Below are 17,142 nucleotides of genomic sequence, written 5' to 3' on the forward strand. Positions count from 1 at the left end.
CAGCTTTGCCACCCGCAACGGCAAGCGACCTTGATCCAAATCAAGACCGCAGCCTCAAAGGACGGCCGCGAGGTCACCCGATCAACGAGCGATAGCGGGCGGCGGGAAGCTCAGGAGCGCGGCCTTATAGTTCTCGATGACGAAGCTGATCGGGGTCCCATCCGGCTTCGTGAGAACGGCTTCATTTGTGATCAGAGTTTGGGGGATATCCAGTGCGGTGCTGTGGCCGGCGGGAATTGCCTGTCCCATTTCCCAATGCTCTGGAAGAGGCTGCCAGATTAGCTGGGAGGACACGGTGTGGCGCTGGAAATGAAGTGGTAGCACGACCTTGCCGAAGGGCGTATCCGTGGTGTCCAGCGTCTGGTTCATGTCCGTCGTCAACCGATCCGGCACATACCAGTTATCCGCTTCCGAAAGCACCAGATCGCCGCATTTCAGCAAAACGTGCCGGTACCCGAGCGGGTCGGAGGCGGAAACGTTCAATTGGTGGCGCACCTCATCCGGTGCTGTCTTCACGTCCCTGAGGCGGACCGCCGAGATTTTCGCGGGTTCGGCAAGCTTATGGTCGGCGCACCAATGCTCTAGTGTCAAGGTCGCGCTGTCCTGGCTGAGCAGCTGGACGCTCAGATCCTGAACGGTGGCCAGCGCCGCGAGACGGCCGACAGGCGTGTCCGGCCAACTCGCTTGCGCGGCAAGGGCTTTCCCGGAGATGGAGATGGCTAGGCCGCAGAGAAGGGCTTTGAAGGCGGAGGATGACATGTGCTGCTGGCTCCGGATCGATTTGATTGGATAAAATCGCATCAAGCAGTCGGCATCAAAACGATGCAGACGCAGCAAATCACGATGCCTCTGTGGCGGATTTGTGGGAGGTCCAGAGAGACACGACAGCAAAGGCCCGAAAATAGAACTCGATTTTCGGATCAGCACGACGCGTAGATTTAAAGAGTTGGAGGGCCGCGCCGAGGCAAATCCGGGCGTGCGATGGGCGACCTACCCTTTCATCTTCAAAGGCAAGCCGGCCGCGATGAAATAAACTTCCGAGGCCGCAGCAGCGATCCTCTGATGCAGCCGGCCAGCGTGATCGCGAAAGTCTCTCGCCATGCGATTCTCGGGCACGATGCCGAGGCCTACCTCGTTCGAAACGAAGACAATCTTCGCTTTGGCTTTCACCACATGTTCAACGAGCGGAGGAAAAGCTGCTTCAACATCCCGCCCCTCTTCCATCATCAGGTTCGTGACCCAAAGGGTCAAGCAATCAACAAGGATGGTGTTGGACGCGTCATCCAGTCGTTCCAACGTGTCGACCAGATGCAACGGTTCCTCATGCGTGATCCATTGATCCCCGCGCTGAAGACGGTGGCTGGCGATACGAGATTTCATTTCCTCATCCCAGGCGCGGCCTGTTGCCACGTAGTGGGCGACACCCTCAGACGAGAGCACTAGCCGTTCAGCGAAAGCGGACTTGCCCGAGCGTGCGCCGCCGAGCACCAAGACGGCACGAGATATCTCGCTCATTCAGAACCTGCAGGGAGAAGAATTAAAAGCGATCCGACCGCCAGTTCGGACTGTGCCGAAAGCCTTGAGGCGCCAGACATGAAAAGAGAACGATTCGTAGATATGGAGGCGTTCTCCCGGTCGATCATGCTGGATCGTCGCGGTAACCGTCATAAAAGACTAATGCCCGTCCGCACTGCGCGGTCAAGTCGACATCGGCTCTCATGGGGAAAGCGTCGGATCGCTGAAATGAAGGTAGGATGCGATGCGGCTCTTGTCAAATTTCGAGAGAGGAAAAAGCCGCTGAAGACACGCTTTCCGCTCTCGGAATGAGGGGAAACAAGAAGACGAGGCCCGGTACTCAATACCCGCTCCGGAGCCCCGCCGATCTGTCTAATGGTATAAGCTTACCGGATGGTTAGCGCGCGCTAAAATGGATTGGATTTTTCCGCCAGCATGTCTCGATTGCCTTGCAATCATTTCTTGGTATGACAACCTTCGAAAACACGCCAGGTCGTTGCCTGGCGGAAAAGGCGAGAAGCGGGTTACGGGCGGGACCGACATGACGACAATGGACTACATCGCGCTCGTCATATTCCTGGTTCTGTGGGTGTCCTATGCCTATATCACAACCGCACGATCGCCCTTTGGCAGAACCAGCCTCAATCAAGCCATGGCCGACCGGCGCAGACGGTGGATCTACAACTCTCTGTCGCGCGATCTGAAGATGATCGATACGCAGATCATGGCAGGCCTTCAAAATGGCACGGCCTTCTTCGCATCGACCTCCATCTTCGCGATCGGCGGGTGCTTCGCGCTCCTCGGCGCCACCGACCGGGTCGAATCGGTGTTTCGCGACATGCCATTCGTCTATTATGGCGGACGAACCGCTTTCGAGTTGAAGGTTATCGGGCTGACCTGTCTTTTCGGCTACGCCTTCTTCAAGTTCGGTTGGTCTTATCGGCTCTTCAACTATTGCACCATCCTCTTCGGTGGAATGCCGATGATGCATGAGGCAAATGCGGATAGAAAAGCGGCCGAGCGCGCGGCGGAAAACGTCATCCGCATGAATGTCATTGCGGCAAAGAATTTCAATGATGGCCTCAGAACCTTCTTCCTGTCGATCGGTTATCTTGGCTGGTTTATCAACGCCTATGTCTTCATCGTCATGACCGTCATCATCATCGTCGCGCTGTTGAGACGTCAATTCTACTCGGAAGCGCGTCTCGCCATCATGGACGATCATTAATCGCCTGTCATGAAATCGCCCCACTTTGCGGGCGAAGCGCAGGCAAAGCCCCCTCACCGTTGCGAAGGAAATCACAGAATGAATGAGGCAACCGCAACGGTTACCAAGTCCGGCCGTATCGGCTTTCTCGACACATGGCGCGGCATCGCGCTCATCGCCATGGCGAGTTACCACTTCACCTGGGATCTTGCGATGTTCGGCTATATCCCGCCGGAAACGCCGACCGAGGGTTTGTGGCGTCTTTACGCGCGAGCGATTGCCAGTTCGTTTCTGTTTCTCGCAGGTTTCAGCCTGTTTCTGGCGCATCGAAAGGGTATAAACTGGCCGGCCTTCGGCAAGCGTTTTGCGATGGTTGCGGGCGCGGCGCTGCTGATCTCGGTTGCGACATTCTTCGCCGTTCCGGGTGGCTGGATCTTCTTCGGCATTCTGCACAATATCGCCGTCGCGAGCCTGATCGGTCTCATATTTCTGCGCTTGCCTGCGGTTGTGACGTTGGCCGTCGCTGTTCTGGCCTTTCTCGCGCCGATCTATTTCTCGTCGGATGCCTTCAACTCGATCTGGCTGTCCTGGATCGGATTTGCCACAGCACCTCCCCGCTCCAACGACTATGTGCCGGTGTTACCGTTTCTGGCGCCGTTTCTTGTCGGTCTTGGTGTCGCGCAAATCGCCGTGCCGCGCGGGTGGCTGGATCGGTATCGCAAGCCTAGCGGCAAGCGCAACCTGCTTGCCTTCTTCGGCCGCCACAGCCTGTCCTTCTACCTCATTCACCAGCCGGTGCTGATCGCGCTGGTCTATTTGGGATCGATCACTTTCCCGCCCCCGCCGGTGGATCAGGTGGAGGCTTACAAGAAGAGCTGCGAAGCGAGCTGCATGCAGACCCAAAACAACCTCGATCTCTGCCAAAGCTTTTGTGGCTGCACCTTGGAGAAACTGCACAGCGAGAATGTCTTCGACGCGATGATCGCGAATACAGCCAGTATCGAGCAGCAGAGCAAGATTAGGGATGTCGCAGCCCAGTGCTCGGCGGAGGTTCAATAATCCGGGGTGAGCTTGAGGTCGCAGTCAGGCGCTGATCGCTTCAAGACGGTAATGCTGAGCAGTGTGACGATCCGACATCCAACGGATGAGACCGTCCGCAGCAATCGGCTTTGACAACCAGTAGCCCTGGAGCTCATCGCATCCCATGACGGTCAGCAATTCGGCTTGCTCGCGCGTCTCCACACCTTCCGCCACGACCTCGTAACCGAGCGAGTGGCAGAGCGTGATCATGGACTGGACGAGGACGCGCTCTCGATTGCCTTCCTGCATATCGTTGATGAAGCTGCGATCAATCTTGACGGTTCTGACCGGCAGCTTTTGCAGATAGGATAGGCTGCTGTAACCAGTGCCGAAATCGTCAATTGATAGCTGAATGCCCGATGCGGCAAGCGTTTCGAGCAGGTCCTGCGACCCTTTCGTCTCCATCATCATCGCCGTCTCGGTTATTTCGAATTCGATCTGATCGTGATCGATGCCGAAGCGAGCCAGATCGACGCTCAGCCGATCCCAGAAGTCGGCCTCCTGAAGATTGGTGGCTGACAGGTTGATGGAAAGCTTGATGGGAAAACCTGTGGAATTCCATTTGGAAAGTTGCTGGAGGGATGTCGCGATGACCCACATGGTCAATTCACGAGCATAGGCTGACGCTTCGATAACCGGGATGAATTCGGCAGGCGAAATTGGGCCAAGCTCCGGGTGGGTCCAGCGCAACAGAACTTCCGCACTCTTGAAAAGGCCACTGGCGGCGTCCACCCGCGGCTGAAATACGAGCGACAGCTGCGCGTCGTCGATGATCGCCCGTGGAAACTCGCGCTGGATCATGAAGTTGCGCTGATGCTGCACATCAAGAGATGGGCAAAAAAAGGCGATTTTCGATGGATGAATACGCGCGTCCTGCACTGCACTTTGCAACGACCGTAAAATTTCCTCGGCACTGGTCTCGCCAGGGCGGAAAACCATCGAGCCGATGGACGGCGTCATGGTGATCTGGAACTCGACCTCGTTATAAAGCGCACGCATGATCTGCTCTAGAAACGGTCGATAGTCTTCGACCTTCGTACCCTTGGGGACAATGAATGCGAATTGCGTCGGGCCGATATGGTAGGCGAATGTTCCTCCATCCAGATGCTCCCTTAGAATGCGCGCCACCTTGGTCATCAGACCATCGAGATAGGAAATGCCGACCACGCGCATCATTCGGTCGAACTGCGTGGTCTGTGCAAGGTCAATTAGGCTGATGATCTGCTCTGAACCTTTTTCGTGAAGAGCAAGGTCAGAGAGATCACTCATCAACTGGTGACGGTTTGGCAATCCGCTCGACGGATCAATCCGTCCCATCGAATGGTGCAACTCAATCTGATCCATGACCATAGCAGCAAGATCGGAGAGGGTCGCCATCTGTTCGTCGGTGACTTCGAAAGGCTCGATCCCCAAGACACAGAGTGCACCAAGGCCGTAGCCATCCGGTGTTACAAGTGGAACGCCGCAATAGAAACGAATTCCGGCCTGACCTAGCGTGCTGTCGGCATAATAATCGTCTTTCTGCAAATCCTTCACGACCACGGGACGCTTGTGTTCCGCTACCTGCGAACAAGGCGCTTTGTGCCGAGGTATCTCGTTGTGTTCGACGCCCACTTTCGACTTGAACCATTGGCGGTCCGTGTCCGTCAACGAGATGGCTGCAATCGGCAAACCAAAGTAATTTGCCACCAGTCGCGTGATACGATCGAAATTCTCGCTCGGCATAGTATCGAGTAAGCGCATATTCTTAAGCGCGGAAATACGCTCATGCTCGTCCAACATAAATCTATATACCCATGCCACGCACGAGGATGGCGCGGCGTCGCCGTTGATCAGGGAAACATTTTTTATCAGCCCTGCGTCACGCGAACCGACAGACACAGTCGGTTGCAGTCACCATTGCGAGCATCATGCCCGGGCTTGAAGATCCGATTTAAAACTAACGCTATAAAACAGTTATATGACTTAACCGTTCCAAAGGGTCTTCAAGCGTGGTTAGCGAAGGATTAATTACGACGGTGGGGAGCATGAAGCTAGAATGAAGGTGGGCGCCAGATTGGCGCTACTGAAAGATTTGAGTGCCCAACTCTCAACAGCAAAAGGCGAAGCGGTCCGTCAGGTTCCGACGCCGATTTCTGCCAATCGTGTGAGGCAGGCTTCCTCAACATTGTCGAGCTCGGCAAGCGTCTCTTCAATGTCGCGGCGCTTCTGACGAAGGTCGGCGCGCTTCTCATCGACTTTCTTCATCAGAAGCTCGAGCTGGCCGGATTCACCCGGCGGCTCCTTGTAAACCTGGATGATTTCGCGAATTTCGGCGATCGTAAAGCCGATGCGGCGACCACGGAGGATTTCCTGAATGAGCCTGCGATCGGCGGCGCGGAACAAGCGCGTACGGCCACGGCGCTCCGGATGGATCAGGCCCTCATCCTCGTAAAACCGAAGAGTGCGGGTGGATACACCGAATTCGCGCGTCAGTTCCGTAATGCTATAATACTTATTCAAGGCTTTGTCCGATTCTGGCTGCCGGACATTATGTTTGACCTTCACGTAAAAGTCAATTTTCGATCATCATCCTGATATGCCGAACCACCAGGTTGCCAGGCCGAGAAATGAGAAGAAGCCGACGATATCGGTCACTGCCGTGACGAAAACGGCGGAAGAAACGGCCGGATCGGCGCCAAACTTATCGAGGAACAGCGGAATAAGAATGCCGGCCAAAGCTGCTGCAAGCATGTTGATCAGCATGGCTGTTGCGATGATGCCGCCGATATTCACGTCGTGGAACCAGATGCCGGCAATAATGCCGATCGCGCAGCCGAAGAGCGCGCCGTTCAAAAGGCCCACACCTGCCTCACGTCGGATGATGCGCGCCGCATTATGGATATCGAGGTTTTTGGTGGCGAGAGCGCGCACCGAAACCGTCATCGTCTGCGAGCCAGCGTTTCCGCCCATGCCCGCGACAATAGGCATCAGGATCGCAAGTGCCACGACCTGCTGGATGGTGGCGTCGAAAAGTTCGATCACCGAGGCTGCCAGGAAAGCCGTCATCAGATTGATGCCAAGCCAGGGCACACGCGATTTGGACGTGCTGGCTATACTATCGGACAATTCTTCGTCGCCGACACCGCCGAGGCGAAGCAAGTCTTCCTCCGCCTCTTCCTGGATCACGTCCACCACGTCATCGATGGTGAGCACGCCGACGAGGCGACCGTTGCTGTCCACGACGGCCGCAGACAGAAGGTCATATTGCTCGAAGAGCTGGGCTGCCTCTTCCTGGTCCATCTCCGCTGGAATGGGATGGTTTGTTTCGTGCATGATGGTTTCGATCTTTACCTGCCGCTTTGAGCGCAGCAGCCGATCGAGATCGAGCGCGCCGACAAGCTTGAAGGTGGGATCGATAACGAAAATCTGAGAGAAGGATTCGGGCAACTCCTCCTCTTCACGCAGGTAATCGATCGTCTGGCCGACCGTCCAGAATGGCGGCACGGCGACGAACTCGGTCTGCATGCGGCGACCGGCAGAGCTTTCCGGGTAGTCCAGCGCCCGCATGAGCCTCACACGTTCGGTGAACGGCATCTGCGAGAGAATGTCTTCGCGGTCCTCGCGGTCGAGGTCTTCCAGAATGTAAACGGCGTCGTCCGAATCGAGTTCGCCGATACCGGCAGCAATCTGCTCGTTCGGCATCTGCTCAACGATATCGAGGCGGATTGCTTCATCCACCTCGGTCAGTGCCGTCATGTCGAAGTCGGTGCCCAGCAGTCGCACAAGTGCGTGGCGCTGCTCCGGCTGGATCGATTCCAGCAGGTCGCCCAGTTCGGATTCATGCAGGCGAGCCACGTTTTCGCGCAGGAACAGCACGTCGCGATCGGCGATCGCAGCGCCGACCATGGCGAGAAAGTCTGACCGGATCGAGCCGTCCTCGGCATAGATGTCGGCCATCACTTCCGGACGCTTGGCCTCTTCCGTTGCGGGATGATCGTGGTCGGCTTTTGTCAACTTGCGCCCCCTTCTCCGGTCATTGGCCTGCTTTGCAAACGGGCTGGAGATTGTCGTTTAGAACAACAATGTCAACAACCCGTTAGGCAAGAACTGGTTTCATCTTCTTCCTTCCCACCATCGCACCGCAGCGACGGGTGGCTCCGTGTCGTCAACGCGCGGACAGGGTGTCGCTAATGGGAAAACGAAACGCGCATCCGTGCAACGCAGAGAATTGATATATGCTAGGTAAGCGCCTATCTGAACAGTTATGCTGCAGTGCAAACTAAGGATCGGGTGAGTCTGTCTTGGCACCGATCGAGACGAAGCCTTCAAGGAGAGACGTTATAATGGGCAAGATGGATTTCATCGGCAAGCCCTCATCCGCGGCCGGCGGCTGGGGCGCGCTGAAAAGCGTTGGCAAGCGCCTGCTGGAATCCGGAGCACCCCTCTCCAATGCGAAGGCGCTTCTTAAGACCAATCAGCCCGATGGCTTCGATTGCCCCGGCTGCGCCTGGGGCGACCCGGAGCATGGCTCATCCTTCGAATTTTGCGAAAACGGTGTGAAGGCCGTTTCCTGGGAAGCCACGGAGGCACGCGTTGCGCCGGAGTTTTTCGCCGCGAATAAGGTCTCCGCGCTGAGCCAATGGTCGGATTACGAACTTGAGAAACAAGGCCGCCTGACGAACCCTCTGCGTTACGATCGTTCGTCCGACCGATACGTGCGCGTGTCCTGGGACGATGCATTCCGCGAGATCGGCACCATCTTGCGCGGACTCGACAGCCCGGATCGCGCCGAGTTCTACACATCCGGTCGGGCATCCAATGAAGCTGCCTTCCTCTATCAGTTGATGGTCCGACTTTACGGCACGAACAATTTTCCAGACTGCTCCAACATGTGTCATGAAGCGAGCGGCGTCGGTCTGAAAGCCTCTATCGGTGTCGGCAAAGGGACCGTGCTTCTGGAGGATTTCGAGAAGACCGATGCGATCTTCGTCATTGGCCAGAACCCCGGCACCAACCATCCCCGCATGCTGGGTGATCTAAGGCGAGCGGCAATTCGCGGCGCGCGCATTGCCGTCTTCAATCCGATCAAGGAAAAGGGTCTGCAGCGCTTCAGTGATCCGCAGGACAAGCTGGAGATGATCACCGGCGGTAACACCAAGATTGCCACCAATTACTATCAGCCACGCCAGGGCGGTGACATGGCCGCTATTCGCGGTATCAGCAAGGTGGTGTTCTCGGCCGATGAGGCGGCGCGTGCCGCGGGTCAACCAGCCATCATCGATTACGACTTCCTCACCGACCATGCCGTGGAGTTCGAGGCATACCGTGCTGCCGTGGATGCAACGAACTGGGAAACCATTCTCGACCAGTCGGGTCTGACACGTGAGGCGATCGAGGAAGCGGCCTCCATCTACATGAATGCCAGTTCCGTCATTGCCACCTGGGCGATGGGGGTGACGCAGCACAAACACTCCGTCGCTATCGTTCGCGAGATCACCAATCTGATGCTGCTGCGGGGCAATGTCGGGCGGCCCGGTGCCGGCCTCTGCCCTGTCCGCGGCCATTCGAACGTACAGGGCGATCGCACCGTTGGCATCGACGAGAAGGCACCGCCTGCCCTGCTTGATGCGCTCGAAAAGGAATTCGGCGTGATGATGCCGCGCAACCGTGGGCACAACACGGTGGAAGCGATCAGCGCCATGCTGGATGGCAAGGCGCAGTCCTTCATCGCGCTCGGTGGCAACTTCCTGCGCGCCACGCCCGACAGCCCGCTGATCATCGAGGCGTTCAAAAAGCAGAAGCTGACCGTCAACATCGCGACCAAGCTCAACCATTCGCATCTTGTGCCGGGAGAAACCTCGTTCATCCTGCCATGTCTTGGCCGCACCGAGATCGATCGCAATTCCGCAGGCCTGCCGCAGATCGTGACGGTGGAGGATTCCATGAGCATGGTCCATGGTTCTGGCGGCATAAACGAGCCGGCATCGCCTGAACTGCGTTCCGAAGTTGCCATCATTGCCGGTATCGCGGAAGCCACGCTTGGCAGTGACCTTGTCAACTGGAACGCTCTTGCCGATGATTACGATCTGATCCGAGACATGATTGAGCGGGTTATTCCGGGATTCCACGAATTCAATGAGCGCGTGCGCGTGCCGCGCGGCTTCCATCTGCGCAACGCGGCAGCCGAGCGTGAATGGCATACACCGGAAAAGAAAGCGGTCTTCTTTACCGGCCCCCTGCCGGAAATGACGGAGCATCAGGCTGCATTGTCGAAAGAAGGTCTTTTCGTGCTCCAGACTTTCCGCAGCCACGATCAATATAACACCACCATCTACGGCCTCGATGACCGCTACCGCGGCGTTTACGGCGAACGTCAGGTGATCTTCATGAACCCGAAGGATATGGAGACGCTCGGCGCCCACGCCAAACAGCGCGTCGATGTGATCGGCGAATATGGCGATGGCGTCGAACGGATCGCGAAGGATTTCCGTCTGGTGCCCTATGACATACCGCAGGGCAGCGTCTGCGGTTACTATCCCGAGCTCAACGTTCTCGTGCCGCTACACAGTTATGGAGAAGGCAGCTTCACCCCAACCTCCAAATCCGTGCTGGTGTCGGTGCGACTGCGGGGCGAGGCCGCGGCGGCATAATGGACGAGGAAGACACCGCAACGCGCTTCATGGCCGCGGTGGACGAACTGCTCCAGGTCGCGCCGGCTGGACTTCAACCGACAGGCGCTGCGCTCATTGTTGCGGTCCATATCGGTCTTGGCAGTGACAGTCGCAGCCTTTCAAACAAGCTTGGTATTGCCCATGCTTTGGTGCTACGGGAGATCAGCGCGCTTTCCGGCACACTGCTCCATATCGTTCGCCGCGAAGACCGAACACAGCGGACCTTCGTAGAATTGACGGAAAAGGCGAAAGCGCTTGCGACCACCGCATCCAACACTTTGAAGCCTTCATCTTTGAGTTCGAATACGTCATGACCGTTCGTACCATCGTCCGATACCCAGCCACCGCCCTTGCCACCCCATGCGAGCCGGTCGCGACGTTTGGCCCCGACCTCGTCATCCTACAGCAGGACCTAGTCGACACCATGCGTGCAGCACCCGGTGTCGGGATCACGGCGTCACATATAGGCGTCTTTCAGAGGGTTTTCGTGCTGGAGCTTGAGCCCGGCAAGATCCTGACCTACGTCAATCCTGAGATCATCCACAGCTCGACAGACACGATGCGCCATGTGGAGGGCAGCGTTTCCATGCCGGGAATCACAGAGGAACTGGAACGTCCCCGGCAGGTGACGTTGCGGTTTCAGGATTTGACGGGCGCTAAGCGGGAGGAGACCGCGGATGGTTTTCACGCCGTCTGCATTCAGCATGAGATCGATCAGCTCGACGGCATCTTCTGGATCAAGCGCCTATCGAAGCTCAAGCGCGACCGGCTGATCCGCAAATGGGAAAAGACGCAGCGCTGATTGATCGCCATCACAGTTCGGAACGGGATCAGGCGATAGACAGATGAAAGTCCGCCTCGCTGCGCAGCGTATTGCTGACGGTGCAAATTCTCTCCGCTTCATGGGCAATTGCCTGCTTCGTCGGCTCGTCAAAATCACCGCTGATCGTCAGCCGCATGTCGAAGCGGAGAATGCGGGCGGGTTCACCCTCAGACTTTTCTCCCGTCACGTTCGCCTCGACCGCCTCGAACCTGTTAAGCACGCCCATGCGGCTTGCGGCAATGCGCGCGCTCAAGGCCAGGCAGGCGGCGAGCGAGGAATAGAGAAGGTCGAGCGGATTGAAGCCCGGCTCCGACGCGGCCGTCACCACGGAGAGATTTCCGCCGGTCGGTGTTGCAATTTGCGGATGACCATTGCGTCCCAAGAGGGCTGTCGCGCCGACGTCCCGCTTCTTAACCCGTAGCTCGCTCACACCATACTCCTTATGCGGTGTTACGATCTTTCAGATTCGCTTCCACCGCTTCCATCTGTGTCCTGTCGCATGTTGGTATCGAAAGACCGCGCAGAACTTTTGTGCGACGTGCTCTCAATCTACATTTCCCGCAAATTCATTTTGCACAATGGAACCAAATTCTAAATTGCGGCTTTTACTCACGCAACGGTGATCGGGCCGTTCATCGAAACGGAAATAGGAGCTGGGACATATGGTTACCTCGACGCTAGTCAGCATTCTGATCACCTTTCTGGTCATCGTACTGGTGCTGTGGCTTATCGCACGCCTGCCGGTTGGCGGCAGTGCAAAGCAGATCGCTCAGGTCATCGTGATCATCATCGGTATTATCTCGCTGCTGAAGTATCTCGCAGTCTTCTGATAACGATTTTGTCCGACCCGCTGCATCCATATGCGCGGGCAAGACTTGGAAAAGCCCGTCGCTCCATCGGCGGGCTTTTGCTTTTTCGGCATGAGCTTTGAGGATGACGCCTCAATAAGAAAGGGCGCGAAAAACGGATTGCGCGCCCTTTCTCATGTAAAAACTTCGACTTACTGCGGCAGCTTGTCGTCTACGCCTTCAACGTAGAAGTTCAGACCGAGCAGAACGCCGTCTTCAGCCTTCTCGCCCACCTTGAGCCACTCCGTGCCATCCTGCTTCTTCACAGGACCGGTGAAGGGGTGAAGTTCGCCGGACTTGATCTTCGCCTCGGTGTCCTCAGCCATCTTCTTCACGTCGTCCGGCATGTTGGTGTAAGGCGCCATCGTCAGAATGCCGTCTTTCAGACCATCCCAAACCGACTCCGACTTCCAGGTGCCATCAAGAAGCGCCTGTGTGCGCTTGATGTAATAGGCGCCCCAGGTGTCGACGATCGCGGTCAGCTGTGTCTTGGGGCCAGCCTTGATCATGTCGGAGGCCTGGCCGAACGCCTTGATACCGCGCTCTGCAGCAACCTGCATCGGTGCCGTCGTGTCGGTGTGCTGCGTCAGGATATCGACGCCCTGGTCGATCAGAGCCTTGGCCGCATCGGCTTCCTTGCCGGGGTCGAACCAGGTGTTGGCCCAGACGACCTTGACCTTGAAGTCCGGGTTGACGGAACGTGCGCCAAGCAGGAAGGCGTCGATGCCCATCACGACTTCCGGGATCGGGAAGGAGGCGATGTAGCCAGCGACACCCTTCTGCGACATCTTCGCAGCGATCTGGCCCTGAATGTAACGGCCTTCATAGAAACGAGAGTTATAGGTTGCGAGGTTCGCCGCTGTCTTGAAGCCGGTCGCGTGTTCGAACTTCACCTTCGGGAACTTCTGCGCAACCTTGACCGTGGCATCCATGAAGCCAAACGACGTAGTGAAGATCAGATCGCAGCCTGAACGGGCCATGCGTTCGATTGCGCGCTCGGCATCCGGGCCTTCCGGAACGCTTTCAAGGAATGGCGTCTCGATCTTGTCGCCGAAATGCTTCTGCAATTCCTGACGGCCTATATCATGCGCCTGCGTCCAGCCACCATCCGTGCGCGTACCGACATAGACGAAGCAGACTTTTTTGGCGTCGGCAGCTTGCGCTGCGGGAACGACGCCGATGATAGCCGCGGCGGACGCGGCCAGTGCGATGATGAGTCTTTTCATTTTTACCCCTGCTTGGTTAGGCATGACTTTCGGATTTTTAGCGATCCGGCACGAACGGTTTGCCGAGCGATGCCGGTGTATTGATCAGCGTCGTGCGCCGATTATGGGAGATGATAATCAACACCACAATAGTTGCTACATAAGGAAGCGCTGAAAGTAGCTGTGACGGCACCCCAATGCCGAAGGCCTGTGCATGCAACTGGCCGATCGTCACTGCGCCGAAGAGATAGCCGCCCACCAGCACCCGCCATGGCCGCCAGGACGCGAAGACGACGAGCGCCAGCGCAATCCAGCCACGACCGGCAGACATGTTTTCCACCCATTGCGGCGTGTAGACGAGCGAGAGCTGCGCGCCCGCAAGACCCGCACATGCGCCGCCGAACATCACGGCAAAATAGCGCGTGCGGATGACGTTGATGCCAAGCGCGTGGGCTGACGAATGGCTGTCACCGATCGCGCGGATTTTCAGCCCGGTTCGGCTTTTGAACAGGAACCAGCTGATACCGAAGACGAGCGCAATCGAGATGTAGAAGATCAAATCCTGGCGGAAGAGGATCGGGCCGATAAAGGGAATATCCGAGAGCACAGGAAAGACGATGTTCGGCAGCTTGACGCCGGGCACGCCAACGAAGCTTTCTCCCAACATGCCGGAGACGCCGAGACCGAGAATAGTGAGCGCGAGCCCGGTCGCCACTTGGTTGGTGACAAGCGTGAGCGTCAGGAAACCAAAGAGCAGCGAGAACAGCGCACCCGCCGCGATCCCGGCGAGAATGCCGATATAGGGCGAACCACTCAGATGCGCGGCGGCGAAGGCGCAGACCGCACCGATGACGATCATGCCTTCGACACCGAGATTGAGGACGCCGGCGCGCTCAGTGACGAGTTCGCCAAGGGCCGCAATGACCAGCGGCGTTGCGGCAGTTATGACGGTGAGAAGGATCGCCTGAAACATATCCATCATGCGGCTCCTTCACGGGCAGCGCTGCGCGACCAGCGGATGCGGATTTTGTAGAGGATCAGCGTGTCGCAGGACAGGACAAAGAAGAGCAGCAGTCCCTGGAAGACCCGCACGACTTTATCAGAAATCTGCAGCGACATCTGCACCGCCTCACCACCGAGATAGGTCAGCGAGAGAACCAGCCCTGAGGCGATAATGCCGAGTGGGTTCAACCTGCCAAGGAAAGCGACAATGATAGCGGTGAAGCCGTAGCCTGGTGAAATCGAGGGCTGCAAATGGCCGATGGAGCCGGAGACTTCCGAAATCCCGGCAAGGCCTGCCAGCGCGCCGGACAGGAGCAGCGAAAACCAGACCATGCCGCGAGAGGAAAAACCGGCAAAGCGCCCTGCCCGCGCCGATTGGCCGAGCACGGTTACCTCGAAGCCCTTCAGCATGTAGCGCATCATGAACCAGAGCGCGACGGCGGCGACGAGCGCAAAGACGACGCCCCAATGGGCACGCCCCGAATCCAGTAGTTCAGGCAGAACGGCGCTTTCGTTGAAAGGCTTGGTCTGCGGGAAGTTGTAACCCTGTGGATCGCGCCAGGCGCCGCGCACCAGCCAGTCGAGAAAGAGCTGCGCGACATAGACCAGCATGAGGCTGGTCAGGATCTCGTTGGTGTTGAACCGCGTCTTCAAGAGCGCCGGGATACCGGCGTAAAGCGCGCCGCCTGCGGCCCCCATGACAAGCATCAGCGGCAGGATCATGGGAGACTGCCAATCGGGGTTCAGCACAGGCAGGATGGAGCCGGTGATCGCGCCGATTGTGAACTGACCTTCCGCGCCGATATTCCAGTTGTTCGACCGATAACAGATGGCAAGCCCGACCGCGATCAGGATCAACGGCGCTGCCTTGACGGCGAGTTCATGCAGGGACCAGACTTCCAGCAACGGCTCGATGAAGAAGCTGTAGAGCGCGCCGACGGGCTCTTTGCCGAGCGCTGCAAAGATGATGGCACCGACGACAAGCGTCAGCACCAGAGCCAGGAGCGGTGAGAGAATGGCAAAGAGCTTGGAGACCCCTGCGCGTTTTTCAAGTTCAATGCGCATGAACGACCTGCTCCGTATGCCCTGCCTGCTCTGTGCTTCCCGCGTGTACGCCGCCCATCAACAGGCCGATCTTCTCACGCGTCATCTCCTTTGCCGGATAGGCGCTTGAGAGCTGCCCGTCGGAAATAACGGCGATGCTTGATGCAACCTCGAAGATTTCGTCGAGATCCTGGCTGATCACGATGACAGCGGATCCGGCCTTCGCCATGTCCACGAGCGCCTGGCGAATACGGCTTGCCGCCCCCGCATCCACACCCCATGTCGGCTGATTGACGACGAGAACCGATGGCTGTCGATCGAGCTCCCGACCGACGATGAATTTCTGCAGATTTCCGCCGGAGAGCGAACCGGCGAGTGGGTCTTCGCCGCTCTTGCGCACATCCATCTGTTCGGAGATGCGCTTGGCGGCGTTCTTGATCACCGAATGACGGACGACTTTCAGGAAACCGCCGGTGAGAAATGCCTTTTTGTCGGATCGACAGCGCGCCAGGAGAAGATTGTCAGAGAGGCTCATATTCGGCACGGCGGCATGGCCGTGGCGCTCTTCCGGGACGAAGCCTGCCCCCAGCAGCCGGCGGCCATTGATGCCCATGCGACCGACGGGCTTGCCACGCAGGAAGATCGCGTCGTCCTTCGAGACGGGATATTCACCGGATAGCGCGTCGAACAACTCGCCCTGTCCATTGCCCGCAATACCTGCGATGGCAAGCACCTCGCCCGCGCGCACCTTCATGGCGATATTCTTGAGCGACACGGCAAAGGGTGTGCGTGCCGGAACAGAGAGACCGATGATTTCAACGGCGACATCGCCGATCGTGCATTCGTCGTCGCGCTGAATGCCAGCGACGTCGGAGCCAACCATCATGCGCGCAAGAGAGGCCGGTGTTTCCTGGCGCGGATCGCAGGCCCCCGTCACCTTGCCGTGACGCAACACAGTGGCGCGATCGCAGATGCGTTGCACCTCTTCCAGGCGATGACTGATGTAAAGCACGGAACGCCCTTCGGCTTTCAGCTTCTCCAGCGTCTCGAACAGCCTGTCCGCCTCCTGCGGTGTCAGCACGGAGGTCGGTTCATCCAGAATGATAAGCCTTGGGTTCTGCAAAAGAGCGCGAACGATCTCGATGCGCTGGCGCTCGCCCACCGAAAGATCGGCAACATGGGCGTAAGGGTCGAGCGGCAGGCCGTAGGCCTTGGAGAGTGTTTCAGCTTCCCGCGCAATTTCCTTCAGAGAGATCTTGGGATCGAGCGAGAGTGCGATGTTTTCAGCGACGGTCAGCGCTTCGAAGAGGGAGAAATGCTGGAACACCATGCCAATGCCCAGCTTGCGGGCTTCACCCGGCGAACCGATCCGCACAGAATTTCCGTTCCAGACGATCTCTCCGCTGGAGGGCTCCAGCACGCCGAAAAGCATTTTGACGAGGGTGGATTTTCCGGCACCGTTCTCACCGAGAAGAGCGTGAATCTCGCCAGGTGCAATATCGAGATCGATCGCATTGCATGCGGCGAATGTTCCAAACAGCTTGGTCAGCTGGCGCACGGACAAGAGGGGCAAAGCCCCAGACGCAACCGTTTCCGTCACCTGTTCCCCTTTTCACCGATCGCCGCACTTCTATGAGGCTTAACGAGCGGATCGACACCCTTGCACTAAAATTGAGCACTGCTCTTTCTGCGTACTAAATCCTTTTTTGTGACGCTGTACAACCGAAAAACAACGATCCAGGGATGGTTTTAAACCACTGTTTTT

Annotated in this window: 16 protein-coding genes; 6 read left to right on the plus strand and 10 right to left on the minus strand. The window is 57.6% G+C overall.

Features of this window, described 5'->3' with window-relative positions; translation table 11 throughout:
- Positions 1 to 81: 81 nt before the first annotated feature.
- On the minus strand, positions 82 to 759 hold the full coding sequence (locus tag EYC79_RS23065) for a hypothetical protein (protein ID WP_130979631.1): 678 nt from the start codon (positions 757 to 759) through the stop codon (positions 82 to 84).
- A 231-nt stretch (positions 760 to 990) separates the two neighbouring features.
- Positions 991 to 1,515, minus strand: a complete 525-nt coding sequence (gene cobU, locus EYC79_RS23070; protein WP_130979632.1) for a bifunctional adenosylcobinamide kinase/adenosylcobinamide-phosphate guanylyltransferase — start codon at positions 1,513 to 1,515, stop codon at positions 991 to 993.
- Between the two features lie 541 nt (positions 1,516 to 2,056).
- On the opposite strand from cobU, the gene EYC79_RS23075 reads away from it, so the two are divergent.
- On the plus strand, positions 2,057 to 2,743 hold the full coding sequence (locus EYC79_RS23075) for a DUF599 domain-containing protein (RefSeq protein ID WP_062425392.1): 687 nt from the start codon (positions 2,057 to 2,059) through the stop codon (positions 2,741 to 2,743).
- 78 nt (positions 2,744 to 2,821) lie between these two features.
- Positions 2,822 to 3,781 (plus strand): acetyltransferase domain-containing protein, encoded by a 960-nt coding sequence (locus tag EYC79_RS23080; RefSeq protein ID WP_130979633.1) that lies wholly within the window; start codon positions 2,822 to 2,824, stop codon positions 3,779 to 3,781.
- A 24-nt stretch (positions 3,782 to 3,805) separates the two neighbouring features.
- Here the strand turns inward: EYC79_RS23080 and EYC79_RS23085 are convergent, their stop codons facing one another.
- The 3 genes from EYC79_RS23085 to mgtE all read right to left on the minus strand — a co-directional run bounded on the left by EYC79_RS23085 (position 3,806) and on the right by mgtE (position 7,741).
- Positions 3,806 to 5,584, minus strand: a complete 1,779-nt coding sequence (locus tag EYC79_RS23085) for a bifunctional diguanylate cyclase/phosphodiesterase (RefSeq protein ID WP_130979634.1) — start codon at positions 5,582 to 5,584, stop codon at positions 3,806 to 3,808.
- Positions 5,585 to 5,917: 333 nt separating this feature from the next.
- On the minus strand, positions 5,918 to 6,304 hold the full coding sequence (locus EYC79_RS23090) for a MerR family transcriptional regulator (RefSeq protein ID WP_062426111.1): 387 nt from the start codon (positions 6,302 to 6,304) through the stop codon (positions 5,918 to 5,920).
- 66 nt (positions 6,305 to 6,370) lie between these two features.
- Complete coding sequence (gene mgtE, locus EYC79_RS23095; RefSeq protein WP_113266447.1) at positions 6,371 to 7,741, minus strand: magnesium transporter; 1,371 nt, start codon at positions 7,739 to 7,741, stop codon at positions 6,371 to 6,373.
- Between the two features lie 386 nt (positions 7,742 to 8,127).
- Here mgtE and EYC79_RS23100 point away from each other — a divergent pair, with 386 nt between their 5' ends.
- From EYC79_RS23100 to EYC79_RS23110, 3 genes are read left to right on the plus strand one after another with little or no spacing between them, the layout of a single operon-like run.
- Positions 8,128 to 10,434 carry an FdhF/YdeP family oxidoreductase gene (locus tag EYC79_RS23100; protein WP_130979635.1) on the plus strand — a complete coding sequence of 769 codons (2,307 nt, stop codon included), beginning with the start codon at positions 8,128 to 8,130 and terminating at the stop codon, positions 10,432 to 10,434.
- Positions 10,434 to 10,769 (plus strand): hypothetical protein, encoded by a 336-nt coding sequence (locus tag EYC79_RS23105; RefSeq protein ID WP_130979636.1) that lies wholly within the window; start codon positions 10,434 to 10,436, stop codon positions 10,767 to 10,769. Before EYC79_RS23100 ends, EYC79_RS23105 begins: the two co-directional genes overlap by 1 nt.
- Positions 10,766 to 11,257, plus strand: a complete 492-nt coding sequence (locus tag EYC79_RS23110; protein WP_130979637.1) for a peptide deformylase — start codon at positions 10,766 to 10,768, stop codon at positions 11,255 to 11,257. Before EYC79_RS23105 ends, EYC79_RS23110 begins: the two co-directional genes overlap by 4 nt.
- A 28-nt stretch (positions 11,258 to 11,285) precedes the next feature.
- Here EYC79_RS23110 and EYC79_RS23115 read toward each other — a convergent pair whose 3' ends face one another.
- Positions 11,286 to 11,708, minus strand: a complete 423-nt coding sequence (locus tag EYC79_RS23115) for an OsmC family protein (RefSeq protein WP_130979638.1) — start codon at positions 11,706 to 11,708, stop codon at positions 11,286 to 11,288.
- Positions 11,709 to 11,940: 232 nt separating this feature from the next.
- Here EYC79_RS23115 and EYC79_RS23120 point away from each other — a divergent pair, with 232 nt between their 5' ends.
- On the plus strand, positions 11,941 to 12,108 hold the full coding sequence (locus EYC79_RS23120; RefSeq protein WP_111850603.1) for a Thivi_2564 family membrane protein: 168 nt from the start codon (positions 11,941 to 11,943) through the stop codon (positions 12,106 to 12,108).
- A gap of 170 nt (positions 12,109 to 12,278) precedes the next feature.
- On the opposite strand, the gene EYC79_RS23125 is transcribed toward EYC79_RS23120, so the two are convergent.
- From EYC79_RS23125 to EYC79_RS23140, 4 genes are read right to left on the minus strand one after another with little or no spacing between them, the layout of a single operon-like run.
- Entirely contained in the window at positions 12,279 to 13,352 is a 1,074-nt protein-coding gene (locus tag EYC79_RS23125) for a BMP family ABC transporter substrate-binding protein (RefSeq protein ID WP_130979639.1), read from the minus strand.
- A 37-nt stretch (positions 13,353 to 13,389) separates the two neighbouring features.
- Positions 13,390 to 14,310: an ABC transporter permease gene (locus tag EYC79_RS23130; protein ID WP_130979640.1), complete on the minus strand. Its 921-nt coding sequence runs from the start codon at positions 14,308 to 14,310 to the stop codon at positions 13,390 to 13,392.
- A complete protein-coding gene (locus EYC79_RS23135; RefSeq protein WP_111850602.1) occupies positions 14,310 to 15,398 on the minus strand; it encodes an ABC transporter permease in 1,089 nt (362 codons plus the stop codon). Before EYC79_RS23135 ends, EYC79_RS23130 begins: the two co-directional genes overlap by 1 nt.
- Positions 15,388 to 16,977: an ABC transporter ATP-binding protein gene (locus tag EYC79_RS23140; protein ID WP_165457108.1), complete on the minus strand. Its 1,590-nt coding sequence runs from the start codon at positions 16,975 to 16,977 to the stop codon at positions 15,388 to 15,390. The genes EYC79_RS23135 and EYC79_RS23140 overlap by 11 nt, the downstream gene beginning before the upstream one ends.
- Positions 16,978 to 17,142 lie beyond the last annotated feature (165 nt).

The organism is Agrobacterium cavarae, assembly GCF_004310285.1.
In the GTDB taxonomy this organism is placed as follows: Bacteria; Pseudomonadota; Alphaproteobacteria; order Rhizobiales; family Rhizobiaceae; genus Agrobacterium; species Agrobacterium cavarae.